Below are 24,162 nucleotides of genomic sequence, written 5' to 3'. Positions count from 1 at the left end.
ACATGGTCGTCAAGCTGTGTTCATCAAGAAATTAGGGGCCGGTCGTGCCTCCTCTACGCCGGGTCGGCGGGCGCGTCCGTCGCGGTCAGTCCAAGGTCCCGGCGTCGCGCCCAGCGCCATAGCAACAATGCGGCCGCGACGCCCAGGCCGGTCGCCAATCCGATCCACACGCCCGTACCACGCAATGGCGTGTAAAAGCCGAGGAACAGCGCCGTGCCGAACCCCGGAACCCAATAGGCGAAGGCGGCAATCGCCATCGGTACGCGCGTGTCCTGCAGGCCGCGCAGCGCCCCGGCGGCGACCGCCTGGATACCGTCGACGAGCTGAAACGCGGCCGCGACCTTGAGGAATCGCAGCGCAAAGACCACAAGGCCCGCATTCGCCGCTGCGAAGGGGTCGATATAGATCGCCAGCAGCGGCACGGGCGCCAGCAGCATCGCCAGCGCGGTCGCCACCATGAAGCCCGCTCCCAGCGCGATCCCGCTCCACCCGGCGCGCCGGATCCCGACCGGATCGCGCGCCCCGTAATGATAGCCGACGCGAATGGTCGCCGCCTGGCCGATCCCGAACGGCACCTGGAAGGCAAGAGCTGCGATCTGCAGGGCAATGGTATGCGCGGCGAGCTCGGTCGCGCCGATCCGGCCCATGAGGAACGCGGCGGCGCCGAAGATCCCCGCCTCCGCCGTGATCGTCAACCCGATGGGCGTCCCGATGACCACGATCTGGCGCAACCGCTGCCAGTCGGGCCGCCAGACATTGCCGAAAATGTGATAGACATGCAGCCGGGGATCCAGACGGATGGCGACGATGTAGGCAAGTGCGGTCACGATACCGGTCGTGATGGTTGCCACCGCCGCTCCCGCCAGCCCCAGTGTCGGGGCGCCCCAGTTTCCGAAGATGAAGGCGTAATTTGCCAGCGCGTTCACCCCGATCCCGCCCGCGGTGATGACGGTCGCGAATAGCGGTCGGCCCAGGGCGGAGACGAATGTCCTGAGCACGTTGACGATCAGCATCGGGATCATCGACCAGATCAGCACGCGGTTGTACTCGTTCGCCAGCGCGATGATCGCGGGCTCCTGCCCCGTCGCGCGCATCAGGGTGGGCAGTGCCAGGCATGCGGCCATCCCCAGCGCACCGGTGATGACAGCCAGCCACAGCGCCATGCGGGTCGCCCGGCGCACGATGCGCAGCGCCGGCGCGCGCGCGCCCAGCGCCTCCGCAATCAGCGGCGCGACCGCGCCGGTCAGGCCTGACAGCGCCCACAGCACCAGGCCGAACAGTGCCACCACGATCGCCGATGCGGCCAGCGGCGCTTCGCCCAACCGACCGATGAAGATCACGTCGACCGCATAGGTCAGCATCTGCAGCAGGTTCGCCGCCGCCAGTGGCCAGCCGAGGCGCAGCGTCGCAGCGAGCTCGCCGCGCCATGAAGGCGTCTCCACGACGGATGAAGAAGGTCGCATTGGTCGATCCGATACCGGCTGGGCAGTCCGTTCCCGCTAAGGAAGGCGCGTCGCTGCGGGCCGGTAGGACGCGCTGGCGACGTTGAGAACCCTCAAACCGGCGTTTCTCGCGAGGCGAATTGCCTCGCTTCTTGGGCCCGTCCGGTTCGATGTATTGTTTTGGAACAATTCTTGGCGGACCCCCAAAAAAACGTATCCAGCTGTCGCAAACTCGTCTATTGGTTAAACGTCATTTAACTATACTGCCGCGCTGGGACGGCTTTTCCCGACCTCGCTGAATGGCGGTATCGGGCGAATGAGGGGAAACGAAATGAAGCGTACTTTTGTGGCCGCACCTGCGTCTCTGTTTGCCTTGGTCGGTATGGCGGGGTCGGCAAACGCCGCCACCACGATCGACGTCGATTACGAACCGACCGTTGACGGAACGCCCATAACGATCGGAGGCGCGTCCAGTCCGCAATATACTTTCACTCTGAACGAATTCTCATTTGACGGCGAAAACGTCTTTCGGAAAACTTACCTCAATGCGAACGGGACAGCGAGGATTGGCGAACCCGGACAGCCTGCTACCCAAACCGGTGTTAATACACAGAGTAACTTCTCGGGACCGCCCACGGGAGGCGATTACTCGCTTCTCTTCGATATTGGCAACACGCGTTATTCGGGAACCGCTACAGTCGATCCGAGTGGTTACCATCTAACGCAGATCAGCTACGAGGCGCTGGGTGCAGGCGGCGTGCCGGAACCTGCGACCTGGGCGCTGATGATCCTGGGCATGGGTGCCGCCGGCGCTGCGATGCGCCGCCGCAATCAGGCCGCTCCGCGCCCCGCGATCGCGTAACGACATTGGATTGAGGGGAAACCGTTTCATGAAAGCTTCGACGATCGCCAAACCGGCCGCCTTGTTCGCATTCGCGGGCATGGCGGGCCAGGCCCATGCCACGACCACCATCGACGTGGATTACGACGCGGACTATGATGGAACTCCGATAACGATCGGGGCTGCCTCCTCTCCACAGTACACGTTCGGGCTGCGAGACATTTACTTCGATGATTTCTATCTCGTCGACACCAAGCCCTATCTGAGGGCAAACGGTACGGCTAGAATAGGCGCGCCAGGGCAACCGGCTACCGCGAACGGCGTCGATACCGAAGGCAATCAGGACTACTCGCTCCTCTTCGATATCGGCAATTCTCGTTATTCGGGTACTGCCACGGTAGATTCGACAGGCAGGAAGGTCACCCAGATCAGCTACGAGGCGCTGAACGCGGGCGGCGGCGTGCCGGAGCCGGCGACCTGGGCGCTGATGATCCTGGGCCTGGGGGCCGCGGGTGCGGCGATGCGCCGTCGCCGTCAGGCCGCGCCGCGCCCCACGATCGCGTAATAGTAATTCTCCTCCGTCCCGAGATGCTCGGCCCCCGTCCTGCGGGCCAGGCCGAGCGTGTCGCGGTTGTCGTGCGCGCAATCGAACAGGTACCAGTCGCAGGTCGATTCCGCGCCGGTGCGGGTGGTTTCGGTCAGCACCAGGACATTCGCCCAGCCACCTCGCACTTCGGGTGACACGACGGTACAGATGATCTCGCTATTGTCCCCGTCGGCAAGACGCCGGGTGAGCACCGCGCCCGCGACCACACCGTTGATTTCGAGTACGCGGCTGCGGTCGAGATCGATCGCCGAGCGCCGCGTGGGGTCCTTCAGCGCTTGCGCAATCCATCCGCCGATCGCGGGGGACGCGCCGCGCACCTCGCGCCGCACCAGCGCCGCGACCGCCGCCGCATTGTTTCCGTCCAGCCGGACGCATGTCGCTCCGTCGGGAATGCGGTCGTGACGGCGGAGGCGATCGAGAATCGAGACGAGATGCGCGTACAGCCTCTGCGCATCGCCTCGGAAGCGCAACTGGCGATACCGGGGCTCCATCCCCATGGCTTTCGCGAAGGCGGGGGCGGGCTCCCCCTCAACCAGCGGGCGGATCGCCCACAGCGCCGGTGCCTCCCCCTGCGTCCGCTCGATCAGCGCACGCGCCAGCGCGCGGCCCACGCCCGCCCGGCGATGATCGGGCATGACATGAATCCACGCCGGGAAGCCGGGCGGGTCGCCCCAGCTCTGCCAGCCGATGCCGCCAGCACCCAGCACCGCGCCATTTCCGTCGCGCGCGACGAATGCGACGATCTGCGTTCCGGCAAGCGGTGCCAGCAGGGGCAGGATCTCCGGCATCTGAGCATCGCCCGCGCGTTCGATCGAGACATCGTTCATTGCCGCCTGCTATCACGGTTGTCATGAGCGCAAAACTCCTCGTTCTGGGCCTCGCCGGGCTCGATCTCGATACGCTCGACGCGGCGATGCGGCGCGGGGCGTTGCCCACCCTGGCCCGGCTGGCCGGGCGGGCGCAGGTGCGACCGCTGGTATCGCCCGTCCCGCCGCTCTCGATCGCCGCGTGGGCCACGCTGTCGAGCGGCGTCATGCCGGACGAACACGGCCTGCTCCTGACCGAAGAACCCGGTCCCTCCGGGCTCAGGCCGGCTGGCAAGGCTTCTTGGCGGATCGCGCCTGTATGGGAGCGGCTGTCCGATGCGGGTATGCAGACCGCCAGCCTCGGTTGGCCCGGCACGCTGCCGGGTGCGGCATGGACGGGGACGCATATCGACCCGCGCTTCGGCGAGGCGGAAGGGCTGGGACGCGACGACTGGCCCCTGCCGCTGGACATCGCGCCGGATTCGTTTCGCCAGACGCTGCGCGAATTGCGCGTCCACCCGGCGGAGCTGCCTCGCCAGCTCCTCGCGCCGATGCTGGCGGAAGTGGGCCGCGATCCCGAGCAACGGTCGGCGGGCGCGGGCAAGGTGGCGCTCGCGATCGCGCGACTGGCGTCCCTCCATCCGGTCGCGACCGAACTGCTGGATACGGCGGGGGCCGAAGCGATCTTCCTGTACCAGGACTGGTTCGAGGCGGCATGCGCCGCGCTGGGCGTCGACAGCCCCGCCGATCTCCCGCCCGCGGCGTGGTTGCTGTTCGACCAGACGCTGGACCAGATTCTGCGCCTGGTGCCGGACGACTGCACCGTGATGGTGCTGTCGCCCGGAGCGCGATCGGCCGGTTTCCTGATCGCGCGTGGAGAGCGCTTTCCCCAGGGAACGCGGGCGGCAGGTCTTTCCACGCTGGGGGTTCCGGATTTGGTCCTTGCCGAGTTCGGTCTCGACGCATCGCGCGGCGGTTCGTCCGGGGCCGACGAGAGCGCGGCTGCCCCCATCACCAGCCGCAGCCTCGACGATCTGCTCGCGCTGGCCCCGCTGCATCAGTCCCAGGTGCGTGCGTGGCATATGCGCTACCGCCTTGCCGAAGCGGAGCTGGCGCTGGCGCGCGACCCGGCGCGGGCGGCGGAGCTGGCGCGCGCCATCTTGGCGGAAGAGCCGGACAACATCCTCGCCTGCGGCATCCTCGCCTCCGCCCTCGTCGCCTTGGAAGAGGGCGTGGCTGAATTGCCGGAGCTGGCGGCACGCATCGCCCGACAGGCACCCGACCATGTCTGGGCCGACCTGATCAAAGGGGCCTATTACGCGGCCAGGGGCGATGCGCGCCGCGCGGAACCCCATCTCGACCGGGCGAGGCGAAGCCCCTCTCCCGACGATCGCCTGCGCGTGGGTCTCGCGCGGCTGATGCTGGGTCAGGGCGAACGCGCGGCTGGGCTGTTCCGCGCCGTGCTCGACGAAGCGCCTTACAATGCCGCCGCACTGCAGGCCCTGCTGGCCACGGAACTGCCCGATGCGGACGAGGCGGAAACCCTGCTCGCGCGCCTGCTCGCAATCATGCCGGACCATCCGCAGGCCCGCGCCGCCTGGACCCAGCTGGCACAGGCGCGCATGGCGAAGCCGATAGCTCGCTAGACGCGGGCGCGCTTGCCTCGTCACGGGGTCGCGCTAGGAAGGCCAAACCGCGGGGCGCGGGGTAGCGGCGAAAGAGCACGCATGGAACACGGCGAACAATCGATGCTGGCGAGCGGGCTGGTGCTGCTGGCGGCAGCGCTGGTCTTCGTGCTCCTATTCCGCAAGCTGGGGCTGGGCGCGACGCTGGGCTATCTCGTCGCTGGGGCGGTGGTCGGCCCGCAGATGCTGGGCCTGGCGGGTGACGGCGAAGACATGATCGGCTTTGCTGAGCTCGGCATCGTCCTCCTCCTCTTCATCGTGGGTCTGGAGCTGGAGCCTAAGCGGTTGTGGCGCATGAAGGAGGCGATCTTCGGCCTCGGCCTCGCACAGGTGGCCTTGTGCGGCGTGGCGCTGGTCGCGGTGATCTGGCTCGCGGCGGCCTACCCGCTGACGTCGGCGATCGCGCTGGGCCTGCCGCTGGGCCTCTCCTCCACCGCGCAGGTGCTGCCCATGCTGCAAAGCGCGGGGCGGCTGCGGACCCCGTTCGGCGAGCGCGCCTTTGCCATCCTGCTGTTTCAGGACCTGTCGATCATTCCGCTCATCACCATCGTCGCCGCGCTGGGGGCGCAGGGGGCGGAGACCGGACCGCCGGGCTGGCTGCTGGCGGTGGAAAGCGTGGTCGCCATCGCGGTGCTGATCCTGGCCGGGCGATACCTGCTGCGCCCGCTGTTCCGCCTGATCGGGCGGCTGGGCGAGCGCGAGATGTTCGTGGTCGCGGGCCTCTTCACCGTGGTCGCCGCCGCCGCCATCATGGAGGCGCTGGGCCTTTCCGCCGCGCTCGGGGCCTTCGTCGCCGGGGTCATGCTGGCGAGCACGCCCTACCGGCACGAGCTGGAGGCGGATATCGAGCCGTTCCGGTCGATCCTGCTCGGCCTGTTCTTCCTTTCCATCGGCATGATGCTCAACCTTGCCGCGATCGGGCGCGAGCCGCTGTTCGTGGTCGCCATGGCGGTGGCGCTGGTGACAACCAAGACCGCGATCATCACCGCGATCGGGCTGGTCTTGAAGATGAGCTGGCGCAGCGCGCTGGCGCTGGGTCTGCTGCTGAGCCAGGGCGGCGAGTTCGCCTTCGTCCTGTTTACGCAGGCGCGCACGGGCGGGGTGATCGATGCCGACACCGCCAGCCTGTTCGGCGCGATCGTGACCCTGTCGATGGCGACCACGCCGTTCCTGATGATGGTCACCGCGCCGCTGCGCCGGGCTGGGGCGGACGAGCGCACGCGTGAGGGGCCGAGCGCGGACGGCGCGCGGGCGCTCGTGATCGGTTTCGGCCGGTTCGGGCAGACGGTGGCGCAGATGCTGCTGCTGGGCGGCATCCGGGTCTCCCTAATCGACCGGCAGGTGGACCAGATCGACGTCGCGGAAGAGTTCGGCCACCGGGTGTTCTTCGGCGACGGCCTGCGCATGGACCTGCTGCGCCAAGCGGGTGCCGACGAAGCGGCGCTGATCTGCTTCTGCATCGACGGCGACCAGTTGCAGCCCGATTTCCTCGCCTCGGTGAAGGAGGCGTTTCCGGACGCGGCGATCATGGTGCGCGCCTTCGACCGCCGCACGCTGATCCGCCTCGCCCCGGTAGAGGTGGCGCATGTGGAGCGCGAGGTGCGCGAGGGCTCCATCGCCATGGGCCGCGCCGCGCTCGACTGCCTGGGCCTGGGCGGGGAGCAGATCGACCGGTTGGTCGAGACCTTCCGCGAGAACGACGCCGCTCGGTTGACGGCCCAGATCGAGGCGGGCGACATGCATGCGGGCAACGAGCGGACCCTGCGGGTGATGGCCCCGGAATGACGGCCCAGTGACGCTGCTGGTGGAACACCGAAGCGGGTGTTTTGAAAAATAGCAAGCGGCCGCGAACAATCGCGATTTCAGATGTTTACCGCCCAATGGGCCTGTTTGCGTGTCAACTTCCGCGCTCCCGGTGCAGAGAGATGCGATTGAGCGACATGCGCGCCGCAACCGAAGGCAACGTTATCGCAGGCGGCGAGCCAGGCAGACGATTTGAAAGAGCGGCGCCAGGGTAGCCGATTGGCGCGAGGTAGGAAAATACGGGGCCAAGGCAAGATGTCCCGAACCGGAGAATGCGGCCACGCGGGCCCCGGTTGCCCCGGCCATGAAAAGGGGAAAGCGGTCAGGCCGGTACTTGGTGCATCTGGAACGTGAAACGCGTTCCATCGGCATCCGACTTCACCGCTATGGTACCACCATGCGCGCGCGCGATCTCGGCTGCTATGAAGAGCCCGAGGCCCAACCCTTCCTGCGAGGGTCGCCGTTCCTCCCTCACGAATGGTTCGAAGAGACCTTCCCGAACGGCTTCGGGAATAGGCTCCCCCGAATTGCTTACGGAGATTTCCAATCGGTTGCCCCCGCCGCGAGCCTTCAAGGTGATGGGCGCACTGACGTCGCCATGGGTCACGGCATTGGCGAGCAAATTGGATGTGAGCTGACTCACTCTAGCGACATCGCAGCGAACCGGGGTGTCGATCGCAATGTCGGACCGCAGCCGGGCCTCGGGATGGGCCACGGCGATTTCCTGCAGGACTGCCTCAAGCGCGCCCGACAGGTCTGCGCTGTCCTCCAATTCGAGCGAGACCCCGCTTCCGAGCCGCGACCGTGCAAAGTCCATCAGGTCGTCGATCATGTCGAACATCCGCTTGATGGACTTTTCGCTTTCGGTGATCACCAATCTGCCGCGATCGCCGAGCTGTTCGCGGGACAGCATTCCGATTCCCGCGCGAAGCGCCGCGAGTGGGTTGCGCAGATCATGACTGAGGACGGCTATGAATTGCTCGCGCAGCTCCGCCTGCTCGACGCTGGTATCCAGGGACGATTTGGTTTCCTTGTCGTCGCTGATGTCCCGCGCGGTGCAATAATAGGTCGCGCCTTCCGGGATCGCGTTCCACGACAGCCAGACGTAACTTCCGTTCTTGTGCCGATATCGGTTCTCGAAGTGCAGCGCGGCCTTGCCAGCTTGCAGGTCATGAAACGCGCTCATGCTTGCCTGCGCATCGTCGGGGTGCAGAAAGTCCGTGAAGCTGCAACTTTCCACCTCGTCGGGTCTCCATCCCAGAACGGAGAGCCATGCCGGATTGGTACGCTGAAAGCGCCCGCTTTTGTCGAGGATGCCGAACAGGTCGGGCGCCACGTCCCAAATTCTCTCCGGCCGGACTTCTGGTTCGGAACGTGCGATATCGTGATCCCTTCAACCTTGCGACAATACCGCAATGTGCTGCCAAAGTCATGACAATGTGACGAAGTTTCTCGATCGCTACATGATGAAGGCCTGCGATGTCGGATCGATATTCGACGCCACACGAAAAAGGGCGGCACCTCGCGGTACCGCCCCTTTCGTTTGTTCGAGACCCGGATCGGATCCGGGATAACGGTGGCGAGCCGGGGGCCCGCCAACCCGTTACTTGAGCTCGACCGTGCCGCCAGCGGCTTCGATCTTGCTCTTGATCTCTTCGGCTTCGGCCTTGTTGACGCCTTCCTTGAGCGGCTTCGGCGCGCCTTCGACGAGACCCTTGGCTTCGGTGAGGCCCAGGCCGGTGATGGCGCGGACTTCCTTGATGACCTGGATCTTCTTGCCGCCGTCACCGGTCAGGATGACGTCGAACTCGTCCTTCTCTTCGGCGGCGGGCGCATCGCCCGCGCCACCGGCGGCAGGCATCGCCACCGCGGCAGCGGCGGACACGCCCCACTCTTCCTCGAGAGCCGAGGCGAGCTCGGCGGCTTCGAGGACGGTCAGCTTCGACAGTTCTTCAACGAGAGCCTTGATATCGGCCATGATGCATTACTCCAAATTTAGGCGGGGTGCATGCTGCGCCCCAGTTGAATGTTTGCGTATTGGAAAAACCGCTTACGCCGCGTCCTTGGCGCCATAGGCACCGAACACGCGGGCGAGCTTGGCGGCGGGGGCGTTGACCACCTGGGCGACCTTGGTCGCCGGGGCGTTGACGAGACCCACCAGCTTTGCGCGCAGCTCGTCGAGGCTGGGCAGTGCGGCGAGCGCCCTGACCCCTGCTTCGTCGAGCATCTGCCCGCCCATCGATCCGCCGACGATTTCGAGCTTGTCGTTCGTCTTGGCGAAATCCACCGTAGCTTTCGCCGCGGCGACCGGGTCTTCCGACCAGGCCAGCGCCGTCGGGCCGGAGAGATACTCCTCCAGCCCTTCGTAATCGGTGTCCTTCAGGGCGAGCGTGGCAAGACGGTTCTTCGCAACCTTGTAAGTCGCACCCGCTTCGCGGACCTTGCTGCGCAGATCGGTGGATTGCGCCACCGACAGGCCGAGGTTGCGGGTGACAACCACCACGCCGACCTCTTTGAAGACCGCATTGAGCTGGGCGACCGCTTCGGTTTTCTGCGAACGATCCATGCCGTACTCCTTCACTAATGGCCGCACCTGCCCGGCATGGGCACGCACGACCGGCTCACACGTCCCGCGCCGTAGCCGGCACGGGGCTTGGTCCGTTCGATCAGGGAAGGAGGGATGCGATCCCGGGCCATGGCCGAGGGATGCGCGGTGGCACCGGGCGGGCCGGGCCTAAAATCTCGTTTCCCCGTCTAGGCCGGAAATTAAGAGGGACAGATTTCCCTCACCAGCTGTCTCGGACGGATGACCGCCGAAGCGATCGGGCGCGCCTTTCGCGCAATGGCAGGGGAATGTCAAGGCAGGGCGCGGGCATGCGCCGCCCGGACCTGTCGTTCCCTCATACGAAAAAGGCCCGCCGTTGGGCGGGCCTTCTCCGAACAATCGATCCCCGCCGCTGGGGCGGGGAAGGATCGAATGGCTTACATCGCCGCGTCGGTCGAAGCCGTGTCGGTCGGGGTCGCGCCGTCGGTCATCGCGCCGTCGGTCGGGGTCGCGGTGTCGGTCATCGCGCCGTCGGTCATGGTGCCGTCGGTCATCGTGGCGTCGGGCATCGCGGTCTCGGTCGGGGTCGCCATCGTGGTGTCGTCCATCGCGGTCGTGTCTTCGGCCGGCTTCTCACCGCAGGCGGCGAGGGCGAAGGCGACGGGCAGGGCGGCGATCAAAAGCTTCTTCATAACGAATCTCCTAGGTGAGGTTTCAATGCCTCAATGCGGCCATAATTCGATTCGTTCCGAATTGGGAGCGAAAAATTCATCCGATGGAAAGGTTGGTTACGCTTTTTCCGGGCCGTAGGCCAGCAGGTCGCCGGGCTGGCATTCCAGCTCGCGGCAGATCGCCTCGAGCGTGGAGAAGCGGATCGCCTTCGCCTTGCCGGTCTTCAGGATCGAGAGGTTGGCGAGGGTCAGGCCGACGCGATCGGCCAGCTCGGTCAGGGTCATGCGCCGCTCGTGCAGCAGGTCGTCGAGCTTTACCATGATGTTGGCTCCTTCCTCCGCGGGCATCACACGGTTCCTTCCAGATCAGCGCGCATGGCGGCACCTTGCCGGAACACGCGAGCGAGGATGAACAGGACGACGACCATCACGATACCGCTGAAATCCAGGCTGGCATCGACATGGATCCAGTCCGTCTGCGAACCCTCCGGCTGGGGCATGTCGCCTGCGAAGAGCATTCCGATCGCACCGATCGGCAGGGCAAGCAACTGCACCGCCAGCATCTGCCACGCCATATTGGTGAGGCGCGTCGCGTTGACGGGCAGGAACGGATCGCCCTCTCCCACCGTGTCGATGATGCGGCGCAGATTGCGCAGGAACAGGTAGAGCAGCACGAACGCGACCAGCGCCAGCAGCAGCACGGCGATGGCGGGCAGCAGGGGGAAATCGGCGGTCGGCACGCCGGAGGCGGTCCGCAGCTTTTCCTCCACCGTGTCGCCGACGAAGGGCAGGATGGCCGCGACCACCCCCATGGCGAGGATCGCGATCGCCATCAGGGTTTCCCCGATGACCACGACGATGCGCGCTATGGTGAGCAGGGGATCGGACTTGGTGGCTTTCATGATGGCGAACTCCGGGTGAAGGCGGGGCGGGCGGGCTCAGGCAAGCTGCGCGGCGGCGGCGGGCTGGCTCGCGACAGGCGCGGCGGGGATCGCGGCCACCTGCTGGAACGTGGCGAAGGTCAGCAGCACGGCGGTGGCGAATGCGAAGAGGCGAGCGGTCATGATTGTGTTCCTTCCATGTATCGAATCACGATGATGTCGATATCGCTAATCGATAAACAGAACCGCCCATATCGTCAATCGATAATATCGAAAAACGATAATCCATTGATACCGCTCGCATTTGCCCGCCCCGTGTCCGCCCTCACCCGTTGACTTCGCGCGGCCTCCCGCCTATCTCGCACCCAACCGCCGGCTTCGAGCAAGGACGGTCCTGCGCGGGGATCGACCTAGGAATGGAAGCGGCGCGCTCCATAATCGCGACGTTCTGACTGGCTGCAGCTGTCCACCGGACCGGTGGGCGATTCGCTGCGGCCTTGCAGCGTCTGCGGTGGAGCCTGTCCCACACGCGAACATCACGGCGATCCGGCGCGCGCGTCCCGCGGCGTCCGGGAACACGAAGAAAGAGGTACTCTCCTCCATGGCGACCAAGGCGAAGGCTCGGGCCAACACCGGCACCGCGAAGCGGCGCATCCGCAAGATTTTCGGCGACATCCACGAAGTGGTGCAGATGCCGAACCTGATCGAGGTCCAGCGCGAGAGCTACGAGCAGTTCCTGCGTTCCGACAAGGAGATCGATTACGTCTCCGGCCTCGAGAAGACGCTGCGCAGCGTGTTCCCCATCCGCGACTTCGCCGGCACCGCCGAGCTCGACTTCGTCAATTACGAGCTCGAGCCGCCGAAATACGACACCACCGAATGCCGCCAGCGCGGCATCACCTACGCGGCCCCGATGAAGGTGACGCTGCGCCTGATCGTGTTCGAAGTGGACCAGGAGACTGAGACCCGCTCCGTGCTCGATATCAAGGAGCAGGACGTTTACATGGGCGACATGCCGCTCATGACCGAGAACGGCACCTTTATCATCAACGGCACCGAGCGCGTGATCGTGTCGCAGATGCACCGCTCGCCCGGCGTGCTGTTCGACCACGACCGCGGCAAGACCCACTCGTCCGGCAAGCTGCTGTTCGCCGCGCGCGTCATTCCCTATCGCGGTTCGTGGCTCGATTTCGAGTTCGACGCGAAGGACATCGTCAACGTCCGCATCGACCGCAAGCGCAAGCTGCCGGTCACCAGCCTGCTCTACGCGTTGGGTCTCGATAGCGAGGCGATCCTCGATCACTTCTACGACACCGTGACGTGGGAACGGGCCAAGGACGGCTGGAAGATCCCGTTCGTGCCCGAGCAATGGCGCGGCGTGAAGCCGGGCTTCGCGCTGGTCAATGCCGACACCGGCGAGGAAGTGTTCGGCGCCGGCCACAAGATCAGCCCGCGCGCTGCGAACAAGGAGGCCAAGGACGGCCTCACCACGCTGCTGCTGCCGACCGAGGAAGTGTTCGCCCGCTACGCCGCGGCGGACATGATCGACGAGTCGACGGGCCGCATCTACATCGAGGCGGGCGAGGAAGTGTCGCCCGAAAACCTCGAGGCGCTCGACAATGCCGGGATCGACCGCATCCAGCTGCTCGACATCGACCACGTCAACACCGGCCCGTGGATCCGCAACACGCTGCAGGCCGACAAGGCCGAGAACCGTGAAGAAGGTCTGGAGGCGATCTACAAGGTGATGCGCCCGGGCGAGCCGCCGACCAAGGAAACCGCCGAGGCGCTGTTCGAAGGTCTGTTCTTCGATGGCGACCGCTACGACCTGTCGGCCGTCGGCCGCGTGAAGTTGAACATGCGTCTGGAACTGGACGCCGAAGACACCGTCACCACGCTGCGCAAGGAAGACATCCTGGCGGTGGTGAAGGAGCTCGTCGGCCTGAAGGACGGCAAGGGCGAAGTCGACGACATCGACAATCTCGGCAACCGCCGCGTGCGTTCGGTCGGCGAACTGCTGGAGAACCAGTACCGCGTCGGCCTGCTGCGCATGGAGCGCGCCGTGAAGGAGCGCATGAGCAGCGTCGACGTGTCGACCGTGATGCCGAACGATCTCATCAACGCGAAGCCCGCCGTCGCTGCGGTGCGCGAGTTCTTCGGCTCCAGCCAGCTGTCGCAGTTCATGGACCAGACCAATCCGCTGTCGGAAGTCACCCACAAGCGCCGCGTCTCGGCGCTCGGGCCGGGCGGTCTGACGCGTGAGCGCGCAGGCTTCGAAGTCCGCGACGTTCACCCGACCCACTATGGCCGCATCTGCCCGATCGAGACGCCGGAAGGCCCGAACATCGGTCTGATCAACTCGCTCGCCAGCTTCAGCCGGGTGAACAAGTACGGCTTCATCGAGACGCCGTATCGCCAGGTGAAGGACGGCAAGGTCACCAGCGACGTGATCTACCTCTCCGCGATGGAGGAGCAGAAGCACACCGTCGCGCAGGCTTCCGCCGAGCTGACCGAAGACGGCAGCTTCGTGGAAGAGCTGGTGTCGGCGCGCCATTCGGGCGACAACCTGATGGCCCCGCGCGAGCAGATCACGCTGATGGACGTGTCGCCCAAGCAGCTCGTCTCGGTCGCGGCCTCGTTGATCCCGTTCCTCGAAAACGACGACGCCAACCGCGCGCTGATGGGTTCGAACATGCAGCGCCAGGCGGTGCCGCTGGTTCGCGCCGAGGCGCCGTTCGTGGGCACCGGCATGGAAGAGACCGTGGCGCGTGACAGCGGCGCGGCGATCACGGCCAAGCGCGGCGGCATCGTCGATCAGGTCGACGCGACCCGTATCGTGATCCGTGCGCAGGGCGATGTGGAGGCCGGCCAGTCCGGCGTCGACATCTACACCCTACAGAAGTTCCAGCGCTCCAACCAGAACACCTGCATCAACCAGCGTCCGCTGGTGAAGGTGGGCGAGACGGTGGAGCCGGGCGACGTGATTGCGGACGGTCCCAGCACCGATCTGGGCGAGCTGGCGCTGGGCAAGAACAGCCTCGTCGCCTTCATGCCCTGGAACGGCTACAACTATGAGGACTCCATCCTCATCTCCGAGCGCATCGTGAAGGACGACGTGTTCACCTCGATCCACATCGAGGAATTCGAGGTGATGGCCCGCGACACCAAGCTGGGCCCGGAAGACATCACCCGCGACATTCCCAATGTGGGCGAGGAAGCGCTGCGCAACCTCGACGAGGCGGGCATCGTCTATATCGGTGCCGAGGTGCACCCGGGCGACATCCTGGCGGGCAAGATCACGCCGAAGGGCGAAAGCCCGATGACGCCGGAGGAAAAACTCCTCCGTGCGATCTTCGGCGAGAAGGCCAGTGACGTGCGCGACACCTCGCTCCGCCTGCCGCCCGGCGTTGCCGGCACGGTGGTCGAGGTGCGCGTGTTCAACCGTCACGGTATCGAGATCGACGATCGTACCCGCGCCATCCAGAACGAGGAAATCGAGCGCCTGCGCAAAGACAGCCAGGATGAACGCGCAATCCTCAACCGGGCGACCTACAACCGGCTGCGCGACATGCTGATCGGCCAGACCGCTTCGGCTGCGCCCAAGGGTGTGAAGAAGGGCACGGAGATCAGCGAAGAGCTGCTGGACGGCATCGACCGCCACGAATGGTTCAAGTTCGCGGTGGCCGACGACAACCGGCAGGCCCAGCTGGAAGCGGTCAAGACCCAGTACGACGAGGCCGTGAAGGGCATCGATCACAAGTTCGAGGACCGCAAGGAGAAGCTCGAACGCGGTGACGAGCTGGCCCCGGGCGTGCTGAAGATGGTCAAGGTCTTCGTCGCGGTGAAGCGCAAGCTGCAGCCGGGCGACAAGATGGCCGGCCGTCACGGCAACAAGGGCGTCATCTCGCGCATCCTGCCGCAGGAGGACATGCCGTTCCTCGAGGACGGGACCCCGGTCGACATCGTGCTGAACCCGCTTGGCGTGCCCTCGCGCATGAACGTCGGGCAGATCTTCGAGACCCACCTCGGCATGGCCGCACGCGGTCTGGGCCAGCAGGTCACGGCGGCGCTCGACGAATGGCGCAGCGCCAATCCGGACCCAGAAGCCGCCGCGCCGCCCGAAGCGGTCAAGGCCAAGCTGAAGGAGGTCTATGGCGACCAGTACCACGCCGACATCGACGCCCGTTCGACCTCGGAAATCGTGGAGCTGGCCGGCAATCTGCGCATGGGCGTACCGATGGGCACTCCGGTGTTCGACGGCGCGCGCGAGAGCGACGTGACCGACCAGCTCGAGAAGGCGAACCTGCCCGGATCGGGCCAGGTCACGCTGTTCGACGGGCGCACCGGCGAGGCGTTCGACCGGCAGGTCACCGTCGGCTACATCTACATGCTGAAGCTGCACCACCTGGTCGACGACAAGATCCACGCGCGTTCGATCGGGCCGTACAGCCTCGTCACCCAGCAGCCGCTGGGCGGCAAGGCGCAGTTCGGCGGCCAGCGCTTCGGCGAGATGGAGGTCTGGGCGCTCCAGGCCTACGGTGCGGCCTACACGCTGCAGGAGATGCTGACCGTGAAGTCCGACGACGTGGTCGGCCGGACCAAGGTCTACGAGGCGATCGTCAAGGGCGACGACACCTTCGAGGCCGGAATTCCGGAAAGCTTCAACGTGCTCGTGAAGGAAATGCGCAGCCTCGGCCTCAACGTCGAACTCACCAGCCTGGGTGAGGACGACGAGGACGGCGACGGCCTCGCGATAGCGGCTGAATGACGATGGCGCGGGCGGCTCCGGTCGCCCGCACCTTCGCCCAGGATTTCTCCCCCCAAGGGATTTGAGACATGAACGAACTGACCAAATTCACCAACCAGCTGGCCAAGCCGGAAACCTTCGACCAGATCCAGATCGGTCTGGCATCGCCGGAGCGTATCCGCAGCTGGTCCTTCGGCGAGATCAAGAAGCCGGAGACGATCAACTACCGCACGTTCAAGCCCGAGCGTGACGGCCTGTTCTGCGCGCGCATCTTCGGCCCCGTGAAGGACTACGAGTGCCTGTGCGGCAAGTACAAGCGCATGAAGTACAAGGGCGTCGTCTGCGAGAAGTGCGGCGTCGAGGTCACCGTGACCAAGGTCCGCCGCGAGCGCATGGGCCATATCGAGCTGGCCGCGCCGGTCGCGCATATCTGGTTCCTGAAGTCGCTGCCGAGCCGTATCGGCCTGCTGCTCGACATGCAGCTCAAGCAGCTGGAGCGCGTGCTCTATTTCGAAGCCTATATCGTCACCGAGCCCGGCCTGACGCCGCTGGAGAAGTTCCAGCTGCTGACCGAGGACGAGCTGCTCGAGGCGCAGGACGAGTATGGCGAGGACGCCTTCTCCGCCGGGATCGGCGCGGAAGCGGTCAAGTTCATGCTGATGGATCTGGACCTCGAACAGGAGAAGGCCGACCTTCTCGAAGAACTCGAGACCACCAAGTCCAAGCTGAAGCCGGCCAAGATCATCAAGCGGCTGAAGGTCGTCGAAAGCTTCATCGATTCGGGCAACCGCCCCGAGTGGATGATCCTGGAAGTCGTCCCCGTGATCCCGCCCGAGCTGCGCCCGCTGGTGCCGCTGGACGGCGGTCGCTTCGCGACGTCCGACCTCAACGACCTCTATCGCCGCGTCATCAACCGCAACAACCGGTTGAAGCGGTTGATGGAACTGCGCGCGCCCGACATCATCGTGCGTAACGAGAAGCGCATGCTGCAGGAAGCGGTCGATGCGCTGTTCGACAATGGTCGCCGCGGCCGTGTCATCACCGGCGCCAACAAGCGCCCGCTGAAGTCGCTGTCCGACATGCTCAAGGGCAAGCAGGGCCGCTTCCGTCAGAACCTGCTCGGCAAGCGCGTCGACTATTCGGGCCGTTCGGTCATCGTGACCGGTCCGGAACTCAAGCTGCACCAGTGCGGCCTGCCCAAGAAGATGGCGCTCGAGCTGTTCAAGCCGTTCATCTATGCCCGCCTCGACGCCAAGGGTCTGTCCATGACCCTGAAGCAGGCGAAGAAGTGGGTCGAGAAGGAGCGCAAGGAAGTCTGGGACATCCTGGACGAGGTGATCCGCGAGCATCCGGTGCTGCTGAACCGCGCGCCCACGCTCCACCGCCTCGGCATCCAGGCGTTCGAGCCGGTGCTGATCGAGGGCAAGGCGATCCAGCTGCACCCGCTCGTCTGCTCGGCCTTCAACGCCGACTTCGACGGCGACCAGATGGCCGTCCACGTTCCGCTTTCGCTGGAAGCCCAGCTCGAAGCGCGCGTGCTGATGATGTCGACCAACAACATCCTCTCGCCTGCGAACGGCAAGCCGATCATCGTGCCCTCGCAGGACATGGTGCTGGGCATCTATTACCTGTCGATGGAACGGCAGGAGCACACGCCCGAATATATCGAGGAAAAGGACGGCACGAAGATCGAGAAGCTGCCGCGCTTCGCCGACATGGCCGAAGTGCACCAGGCGCTCGAGATGAAGGCGGTTTCGCTCCACTCCAAGATCATCGCCCGCGTTCCGCAGGCGGACGAGGACGGCAAGACCGTGATGAAGCGGTTCGAGACCACCCCCGGCCGCATGCTGATCGGCGAATGCCTGCCGAAGAACCACAAGGTTCCCTACGACATCATCAATCGCCTTCTGACCAAGAAGGAGATCGGCGACGTCATCGACCAGGTCTATCGCCACACGGGTCAGAAGGACACGGTGCTGTTCGCCGACGCCATCATGACGCTGGGCTTCCGCCACGCGTTCCGTGCCGGCATCTCGTTCGGCAAGGACGACATGATCATCCCGCACGAGAAGGACGGGATGATCGAGCAGACCAAGGAACTGGTGGCCGGTTACGAGCAGCAGTACCAGGACGGCCTGATCACCCAGCAGGAAAAGTACAACAAGGTGATCGACGCCTGGAGCCGTTGCGGCGATCAGGTGGCCGACGCGATGATGGAGAAGATCAAGTCGCAGCCGATCGACGACGACGGCAAGCAGGCGCAGATCAACTCGATCTACATGATGAGCCACTCCGGTGCACGTGGTAGCCCCGCGCAGATGAAGCAGCTCGCCGGCATGCGCGGCCTGATGGCCAAGCCGTCGGGCGAGATCATCGAAACGCCGATCATCTCGAACTTCAAGGAAGGCCTGACCGTCCTCGAATACTTCAACTCCACCCACGGCGCGCGCAAGGGCCTGGCGGACACGGCGTTGAAGACCGCGAACTCCGGTTACCTGACCCGCCGCCTGGTCGACGTGTCGCAGGACTGCGTGATCGTCGAAGAAGACTGCAAGACGCAGAACGCGCTGGAAATGCGCGCGATCGTGCAGGGCGGTTCGGTTATCGCCAGCCTCGGCGAGCGTATCCTGGGCCGGACCACGGCGGAGGACATCGTTCACGCCGCGACCGGCGAGGTCATCGTGAAGGCGGGAACGCTGATCGACGAGCCGATGGTGAAGGACATCGAGGAGGCCGAGGTGCAGGTGGCGAAGATCCGTTCGCCGCTGGTCTGCGAGGCGGAGCAGGGCGTTTGCGGCACCTGCTACGGCCGTGACCTCGCTCGCGGTACGCCGGTCAATATCGGCGAAGCCGTCGGCGTCATCGCGGCGCAGTCGATCGGCGAGCCCGGCACCCAGCTGACGATGCGGACCTTCCACATCGGCGGCGCGGCGCAGATCAACGAGACGAGCCACCTCGAGTCGGTCTCTGACGGTAAGGTCGTCTATCGCGACATGCCGACGATCAACGACAAGAAGGGTCGTATCCTGTCGCTCGCCCGCAACGGCGAACTGGCGGTCATCGACGCGGAAGGTCGCGAGCGCGAGATCCACAAGGTGCCTTACGGTACCGTCCTGATGCACAAGGACGGCGAGAAGGTGAAGGAAGGCGATCGCCTGGCCGAATGGGATCCGTTCAGCCTGCCGATCATCACCGAGCAGTCGGGTGTCGTGCGCTTCCAGGACCTGCTCGAAGGCACCACGCTGGAAGAGCGGGTGGACGATGCCACCGGTATCGCCCAGCGCGTCGTGACCGAGAACCGGGCGACGGGTCGCAAGAAGAACGAGGACCTGCGGCCTCGCCTGACCCTGCTGAACGATGCGAACGACGAGACGGAGGCCGCGCGCTACATGCTGGCGCCGGGCACCACGCTGTCGGTCCAGGACGGCCAGCAGGTCGACGCGGGCGACATCCTTGCCCGTGCCAGCCGCGAAGCTGCCAAGACGCGCGACATCACCGGCGGTCTGCCGCGTGTTGCCGAGCTGTTCGAAGCGCGTATTCCGAAGGACAACGCGATCATCGCCAAGATTTCGGGCAAGATCGAATTCGTCCGCGAATACAAGGCCAAGCGCAAGATCGCGATCGTTCCGGAAGAGGGCGAGGCAGTCGAGTACCTGATCCCCAAGACCAAGGTGATCGACGTGCAGGAAGGCGACTTCGTGAAGAAGGGGGATACCCTGATTTCCGGTTCGCCCAACCCGCACGACATCCTCGACGTGCTGGGCGTGGAGGCGCTGGCCGAATATCTCTGCACGGAAATCCAGGAAGTCTATCGACTGCAGGGCGTGAAGATCAACGACAAGCACATCGAGGTGATCGTTCGCCAGATGCTGCAGAAGGTCGAGATCACCGACAGCGGCGACACCGTGCTGCTGCCGGGCGAACAGGTCGATCTGGAGGAGATGAACGCGGTCAACTCGAAGCTGGGCAAGGGCAAGAGCCCGGCCCAGGGCAAACCGATCCTGCTCGGGATCACCAAGGCTTCGCTGCAGACCCGTTCGTTCATCTCGGCGGCTTCGTTCCAGGAGACCACCCGCGTGCTGACGCAGGCGGCGGTCGAAGGGAAGAAGGACACGCTGATCGGACTGAAGGAGAACGTGATCGTGGGCCGTCTCATCCCCGCCGGTACCGGCGCGGCGATGAACCGGGTGCGCATCACCGCCTCCAGCCGCGACGCCGCGCTGCGCGCGCAGTGGAAGAAGGCGCAGGAAGACCTGATCGCCGCCAACACCGCCGCGGAAGAGCACGAGGCGGAGCTGGAGCAGGGGCCGGAAGCGGCCACCGGCGACGATCCGATCGCGCGGATGGAGGGCGAAACGCACGGCACCGATGCCGATGCGGGCGAGTACCTCCAGACCTCCGACGAGGGCCAAGCGAGCGACCCCGCCAGCTGAGCCGTTCGATCCGTCGAACCGAAATGAAAGGCCCCGCCGGAGCGATCCGGCGGGGCTTTTTCTTGCGCAATACGGAGCGGTCAACACGCTACGGCTGGCGCAATGCCCCGCACTCGGCGTTCCCGAGCCGTCGACCGGAGCGTTGCTCACCTCCGGCTCGCGCGATTTCGCGCGATCGCCGCGCGGCGAGGGCATTCGGTCACGCTCTTCTCGCAATGAAGCGGGCGCCGCGCTAAGCGACGTGGCATGACCATCACGCGCTTCGCCCCTTCGCCCACGGGGCGCCTCCATGTCGGCAACATCCGCACCGCGCTGCACAACTGGATGCTGGCGCGAAAGGATGGCGGGCGGTTCATGCTGCGGATCGACGATACCGATGCGGAGCGCAGCCGGGAGGAGTATGTCGATGCCATCCGCGCCGATCTCGCCTGGCTCGGCCTCACGCCCGATGGCGAGGAGCGCCAGTCGCTGCGGCTCAACATGTACAGCGTCGCCTTTGAGCGGCTGCGCTCCGCCGGGCGGATTTACCCGGCCTACGAGACTGCGCAGGAGCTGGAGCTTAAGCGCAAGATCGCGCTGGGCCGCGGCCTGCCCCCGATCTACGACCGGGCGGCGCTGGCGCTGACCGAAGACGAGCGCGCGGCGAAGGAGGCGGAGGGGATCGCGCCCCATTGGCGCTTCCGCCTCGATCACGACCGCCCGATCGAATGGGACGACGGGGTGCGCGGGGCCCAGAAATTCGATCCGGCGCAGCTGTCCGATCCGGTGATCCGCCGTGCCGACGGCTCGTGGCTCTATATGCTGCCGAGCGTGCTCGACGACATCAACATGGGCGTGACCGATGTCCTGCGCGGCGAGGATCATGTCTCGAACACCGCCGCGCAGATCCAGATGTTCGAGGCGATGGATGCGCGCCCGCCCCGTTTCGCGCACGAGGCGCTGCTGGTCGGGAGCGAGGGCAAGCTGTCGAAGCGGCTCGGCTCGCTCGGCTGCGACGCCTTTCGCGAACGGGGGATCGAGCCCGAGGCGCTGGTCGCGCTGCTGGCGCGGCTCGGCACCAGCCAGCCGGTCGAACCGATCGCCGACCGTGCGCGCTTGCTGGACAGCTTCGATCTGTCGACCTTCGGGCGCGCACCGGCCAAGTTCGACGATGCCGAGCTCGATCGGATCAATGCCGCGATCGTGCATCAGCTCGATTTCGCCGAGGTCGCCGACCGCTTGCCCGCCGGGATGGACGAAGCGGGCTGGCATGCGATCCGGCCCAACCTGTCGCATGTCGGCGAGGCGGGCGACTGGTGGCGGCTCGTCACCGGACCGATCGAGCAACCCGATTTCTCCGACGAGGACCGCGTGTACCTGGCGGAAGCAGCCGCTGCCCTCGTGTGGTCCGACGATCCGTGGCATGCGCTCACCGCCACTCTGAAGGCGCGCACCGGACGCAAGGGCAAGCAGCTGTTCCTGCCTTTGCGCCAGGCGCTGACCGGCATGGATCACGGTCCCGACATGGGCGAACTGGTCCCCCTGATCGGCGAAGAGGAAGCGCGCGCGCGGCTCGCCCGCGCGGCGGGAGGCGGCCGATGAGAGTGTTCTCCGATCCCGCGCAGGCCGAGCATGCGCCTACGCGCGAGCTGCACAATGGCGGATGGATGGACTATGCGGAGGTGCCCGCGCGGCTCAACTCGGTGCTGGATGCCTGCGGTCCGGGCGAACCGGCGCGCGATTTCGGGATCGAGCCGATCCTGGCGGCGCACGATCCCGCCTATGTCGCATTCCTGCGCGATGCGTACCGCCAGTGGCGCGCCGCCGGGCGGGAGGGCGATGCGATGGGATACGTCTTTCCCATCGTCGCACGGCGAAAGCTGGAGCTGGAACGGATCGATGCGAAGATCGGTGCCTATTCCACCGACGCGTCGACCCCGATCGCGGCTGGTACGTGGGACGCCGCCTATGGCGCGGCGCAGAGCGCGCTGACCGGGATGGACGCCGTGCTGACGGGCGACCGCGCCGCCTTCGCGCTGTGCCGCCCGCCAGGCCACCATGCCGGGGCGGATTACATGGGTGGCTATTGCTACCTCAACAATGCGGCTGTCGCCGCCCGCGCTGCTCAGGCGCGGGGCGCAAGCAGGGTGGCGATCGTCGACGTCGATTATCACCACGGCAACGGCACGCAGGACATCTTCTACGATGATGGAGAGGTGCTGTTCGCCTCCATCCATGCCGATCCGAAGACCGACTTCCCGTTCTACTGGGGCCACGCGGACGAACGGGGCGCGGGTGCGGGAGAGGGCGCGACGCTCAACCTGCCGCTGCCGCAGGGCACCGAATGGAGCGGATACGCCCCCGCGCTGGAGAAGGCGCTAGCTACGGTCCGCGCACATGGCCCGGACTTGCTGGTGATCTCCTACGGCGCAGACACCTTCGCCGGCGACCCGATCTCGCAATTCCGCCTGCACCGCGATGATTACACCGCGATGGCCGGCATGATCGCTGCCCTCGGCGTGCCGACGCTTATCGTGATGGAAGGCGGCTACGCGGTCGACGCGCTGGGATCGAACGTGGCGGCATTCCTGGCCGGATTGGGCTAGGAACGCCGCGATAGCGAACCGATCAGGCGGTCAGCGGAGCGTTCCGCGGGCGCCGCTTGGCGGAGCGCATCATGCCGCCGATGAGGCCGAAGCCGAGGACGAGCATCGCCCAGGTCGTGGGCTCGGGCACGCCGCCGGCGGCCGGATTGAATTCGCCGCCTAGCACGCCGAGATGGACTTCGCCGTTCTGCACCGCGCTCTTCACGACGGTGCTGCCCTGGATGAAATTGCCCAGCGTCGCCGCGGCATTGGGGGCCAGGACCGAGCCGTAGAAGGCGGTGCTGTTGCGAATGGTGGTGGCCTGGTAGAAATTCCACAGCACATTGGTGCCCAGGCCATTCGAATTGCCCAGGAAGTTGTCGTTCAACACGATGTCCTTGCCGGCCACATTGATGACGACGGTTTTCGCACCGTTGAGGTTGAACTGGATTTCGCCGATCGAATTGAGCTGATCGCCCGTGATCGAGAAGACTGCCTGCCCCATCGAATCCGGCAGCACGTTGAAGGTACCGCGATTGAAGGTGAAATCGGCGATATTGGTCGCAGTCATGCCGGACAGGTCGGTCGAAAGCGCGCCTAGCGACTGGGTCAGCGCGTTGCCCTGCGCCGCGAGGCCCGCGGCAAAGGCCGGATTGGTTCCGTTCAGATTCTGGTTCACGGTGTTCTGGTTGACGTTGGTGTTCTTGACCGCGCCGCCCGCGTTCACCGTCTGCGCCGGACCGTTCAGGTTGAAGCCGCTGTTCACCGTTCCGCCGACATTGGCACCGCCCTGCAGGTTCTTGGTGCCGCCATTGACGTCGCCGACTACGGTCAGGCCGGGCGTGCCATTGCTCGACGGCGCAACCTGCTTGATCTGATAGTTCGAAGAGTTTCCGTTGAGGTTTCCGCCGACGAAGGTGCGCCCTTCGACTTCCGAGCTGGACTTCAGGTCGCCCAGAACGATCAGGTTCCATTCGCGCATCGCATCGGTGCCGGTGATGACCGGGGCTGCGGCGGCTGGCGTAGCGAGCAGTGTGACGGCGACGGACGCCATGGCCGAAAAGGCGATCTTGCGCATGCTTGGAAACTCCCTGAACGACCCGCTAACCATAGATGCGCGCGCAATTACATCCACGC

Annotated in this window: 17 protein-coding genes and 1 pseudogene; 8 read left to right on the top strand and 10 right to left on the bottom strand. The window is 65.6% G+C overall.

Annotated features, from left to right (window positions below; genetic code table 11):
- Positions 1 to 53: 53 nt before the first annotated feature.
- The gene (locus MKP08_RS02010) at positions 54 to 1,463 is read right to left on the bottom strand and encodes an MATE family efflux transporter (RefSeq protein WP_241554672.1); all 1,410 of its coding nucleotides are present in this window, start codon (positions 1,461 to 1,463) and stop codon (positions 54 to 56) included.
- Between the two features lie 310 nt (positions 1,464 to 1,773).
- Here MKP08_RS02010 and MKP08_RS02005 point away from each other — a divergent pair, with 310 nt between their 5' ends.
- Positions 1,774 to 2,304 (top strand): PEPxxWA-CTERM sorting domain-containing protein, encoded by a 531-nt coding sequence (locus tag MKP08_RS02005; RefSeq protein ID WP_241554671.1) that lies wholly within the window; start codon positions 1,774 to 1,776, stop codon positions 2,302 to 2,304.
- Positions 2,305 to 2,722: 418 nt separating this feature from the next.
- Positions 2,723 to 2,848 (top strand): annotated as a pseudogene (locus MKP08_RS14385) (PEPxxWA-CTERM sorting domain-containing protein); the annotation flags it as partial.
- Here the strand turns inward: MKP08_RS14385 and MKP08_RS01995 are convergent.
- Positions 2,818 to 3,717 carry a GNAT family N-acetyltransferase gene (locus MKP08_RS01995; protein ID WP_241554669.1) on the bottom strand — a complete coding sequence of 300 codons (900 nt, stop codon included), beginning with the start codon at positions 3,715 to 3,717 and terminating at the stop codon, positions 2,818 to 2,820. The pseudogene MKP08_RS14385 and the gene MKP08_RS01995 sit on opposite strands and share 31 nt — an antisense overlap.
- A gap of 23 nt (positions 3,718 to 3,740) precedes the next feature.
- Here MKP08_RS01995 and MKP08_RS01990 point away from each other — a divergent pair, with 23 nt between their 5' ends.
- Both MKP08_RS01990 and MKP08_RS01985 read left to right on the top strand, forming a co-directional pair.
- A complete protein-coding gene (locus MKP08_RS01990; protein WP_241554668.1) occupies positions 3,741 to 5,342 on the top strand; it encodes an alkaline phosphatase family protein in 1,602 nt (533 codons plus the stop codon).
- Positions 5,343 to 5,423: 81 nt separating this feature from the next.
- Positions 5,424 to 7,166, top strand: coding sequence for a cation:proton antiporter (locus MKP08_RS01985; RefSeq protein ID WP_241554667.1), 1,743 nt, complete (start codon positions 5,424 to 5,426; stop codon positions 7,164 to 7,166).
- A gap of 340 nt (positions 7,167 to 7,506) precedes the next feature.
- Here MKP08_RS01985 and MKP08_RS14380 read toward each other — a convergent pair whose 3' ends face one another.
- The 7 genes from MKP08_RS14380 to MKP08_RS01950 all read right to left on the bottom strand — a co-directional run bounded on the left by MKP08_RS14380 (position 7,507) and on the right by MKP08_RS01950 (position 11,464).
- The gene (locus MKP08_RS14380) at positions 7,507 to 8,529 is read right to left on the bottom strand and encodes a PAS domain-containing sensor histidine kinase (RefSeq protein WP_255750537.1); all 1,023 of its coding nucleotides are present in this window, start codon (positions 8,527 to 8,529) and stop codon (positions 7,507 to 7,509) included.
- A gap of 258 nt (positions 8,530 to 8,787) precedes the next feature.
- Positions 8,788 to 9,162 (bottom strand): 50S ribosomal protein L7/L12, encoded by a 375-nt coding sequence (rplL, locus tag MKP08_RS01975; protein ID WP_215227295.1) that lies wholly within the window; start codon positions 9,160 to 9,162, stop codon positions 8,788 to 8,790.
- Between the two features lie 72 nt (positions 9,163 to 9,234).
- Positions 9,235 to 9,750, bottom strand: a complete 516-nt coding sequence (gene rplJ / locus MKP08_RS01970; RefSeq protein WP_215227296.1) for a 50S ribosomal protein L10 — start codon at positions 9,748 to 9,750, stop codon at positions 9,235 to 9,237.
- A gap of 416 nt (positions 9,751 to 10,166) precedes the next feature.
- Positions 10,167 to 10,421: a hypothetical protein gene (locus MKP08_RS01965; RefSeq protein WP_215227297.1), complete on the bottom strand. Its 255-nt coding sequence runs from the start codon at positions 10,419 to 10,421 to the stop codon at positions 10,167 to 10,169.
- A 96-nt stretch (positions 10,422 to 10,517) separates the two neighbouring features.
- Positions 10,518 to 10,748: a helix-turn-helix transcriptional regulator gene (locus MKP08_RS01960; RefSeq protein ID WP_215227298.1), complete on the bottom strand. Its 231-nt coding sequence runs from the start codon at positions 10,746 to 10,748 to the stop codon at positions 10,518 to 10,520.
- A complete protein-coding gene (locus MKP08_RS01955) occupies positions 10,748 to 11,302 on the bottom strand; it encodes a DUF2975 domain-containing protein (RefSeq protein ID WP_241554665.1) in 555 nt (184 codons plus the stop codon). Before MKP08_RS01955 ends, MKP08_RS01960 begins: the two co-directional genes overlap by 1 nt.
- Positions 11,303 to 11,338: 36 nt before the next feature.
- Entirely contained in the window at positions 11,339 to 11,464 is a 126-nt protein-coding gene (locus MKP08_RS01950) for a hypothetical protein (protein WP_255750338.1), read from the bottom strand.
- A 418-nt stretch (positions 11,465 to 11,882) separates the two neighbouring features.
- Between MKP08_RS01950 and rpoB the strand changes: the two genes are divergently transcribed.
- The 4 genes from rpoB to MKP08_RS01930 all read left to right on the top strand — a co-directional run bounded on the left by rpoB (position 11,883) and on the right by MKP08_RS01930 (position 23,046).
- Complete coding sequence (rpoB, locus tag MKP08_RS01945; RefSeq protein WP_241554664.1) at positions 11,883 to 16,049, top strand: DNA-directed RNA polymerase subunit beta; 4,167 nt, start codon at positions 11,883 to 11,885, stop codon at positions 16,047 to 16,049.
- Between the two features lie 68 nt (positions 16,050 to 16,117).
- Positions 16,118 to 20,461 (top strand): DNA-directed RNA polymerase subunit beta', encoded by a 4,344-nt coding sequence (gene rpoC / locus MKP08_RS01940; protein WP_241554663.1) that lies wholly within the window; start codon positions 16,118 to 16,120, stop codon positions 20,459 to 20,461.
- A 246-nt stretch (positions 20,462 to 20,707) separates the two neighbouring features.
- The gene (gene gltX / locus MKP08_RS01935) at positions 20,708 to 22,042 is read left to right on the top strand and encodes a glutamate--tRNA ligase (protein ID WP_241554662.1); all 1,335 of its coding nucleotides are present in this window, start codon (positions 20,708 to 20,710) and stop codon (positions 22,040 to 22,042) included.
- Positions 22,039 to 23,046, top strand: coding sequence for a histone deacetylase family protein (locus tag MKP08_RS01930; RefSeq protein WP_241554661.1), 1,008 nt, complete (start codon positions 22,039 to 22,041; stop codon positions 23,044 to 23,046). Before gltX ends, MKP08_RS01930 begins: the two co-directional genes overlap by 4 nt.
- Positions 23,047 to 23,068: 22 nt before the next feature.
- On the opposite strand, the gene MKP08_RS01925 is transcribed toward MKP08_RS01930, so the two are convergent.
- Positions 23,069 to 24,103: a collagen-binding domain-containing protein gene (locus MKP08_RS01925; RefSeq protein WP_241554660.1), complete on the bottom strand. Its 1,035-nt coding sequence runs from the start codon at positions 24,101 to 24,103 to the stop codon at positions 23,069 to 23,071.
- Positions 24,104 to 24,162 lie beyond the last annotated feature (59 nt).

It is taken from the genome of Erythrobacter sp. LQ02-29, assembly GCF_022576075.2.
Classification (GTDB): domain Bacteria; phylum Pseudomonadota; class Alphaproteobacteria; order Sphingomonadales; family Sphingomonadaceae; genus Alteriqipengyuania.
The sequence above is the reverse complement of the archived record's forward strand: the minus strand, read 5'-3'. Positions and strand labels throughout refer to the sequence as shown.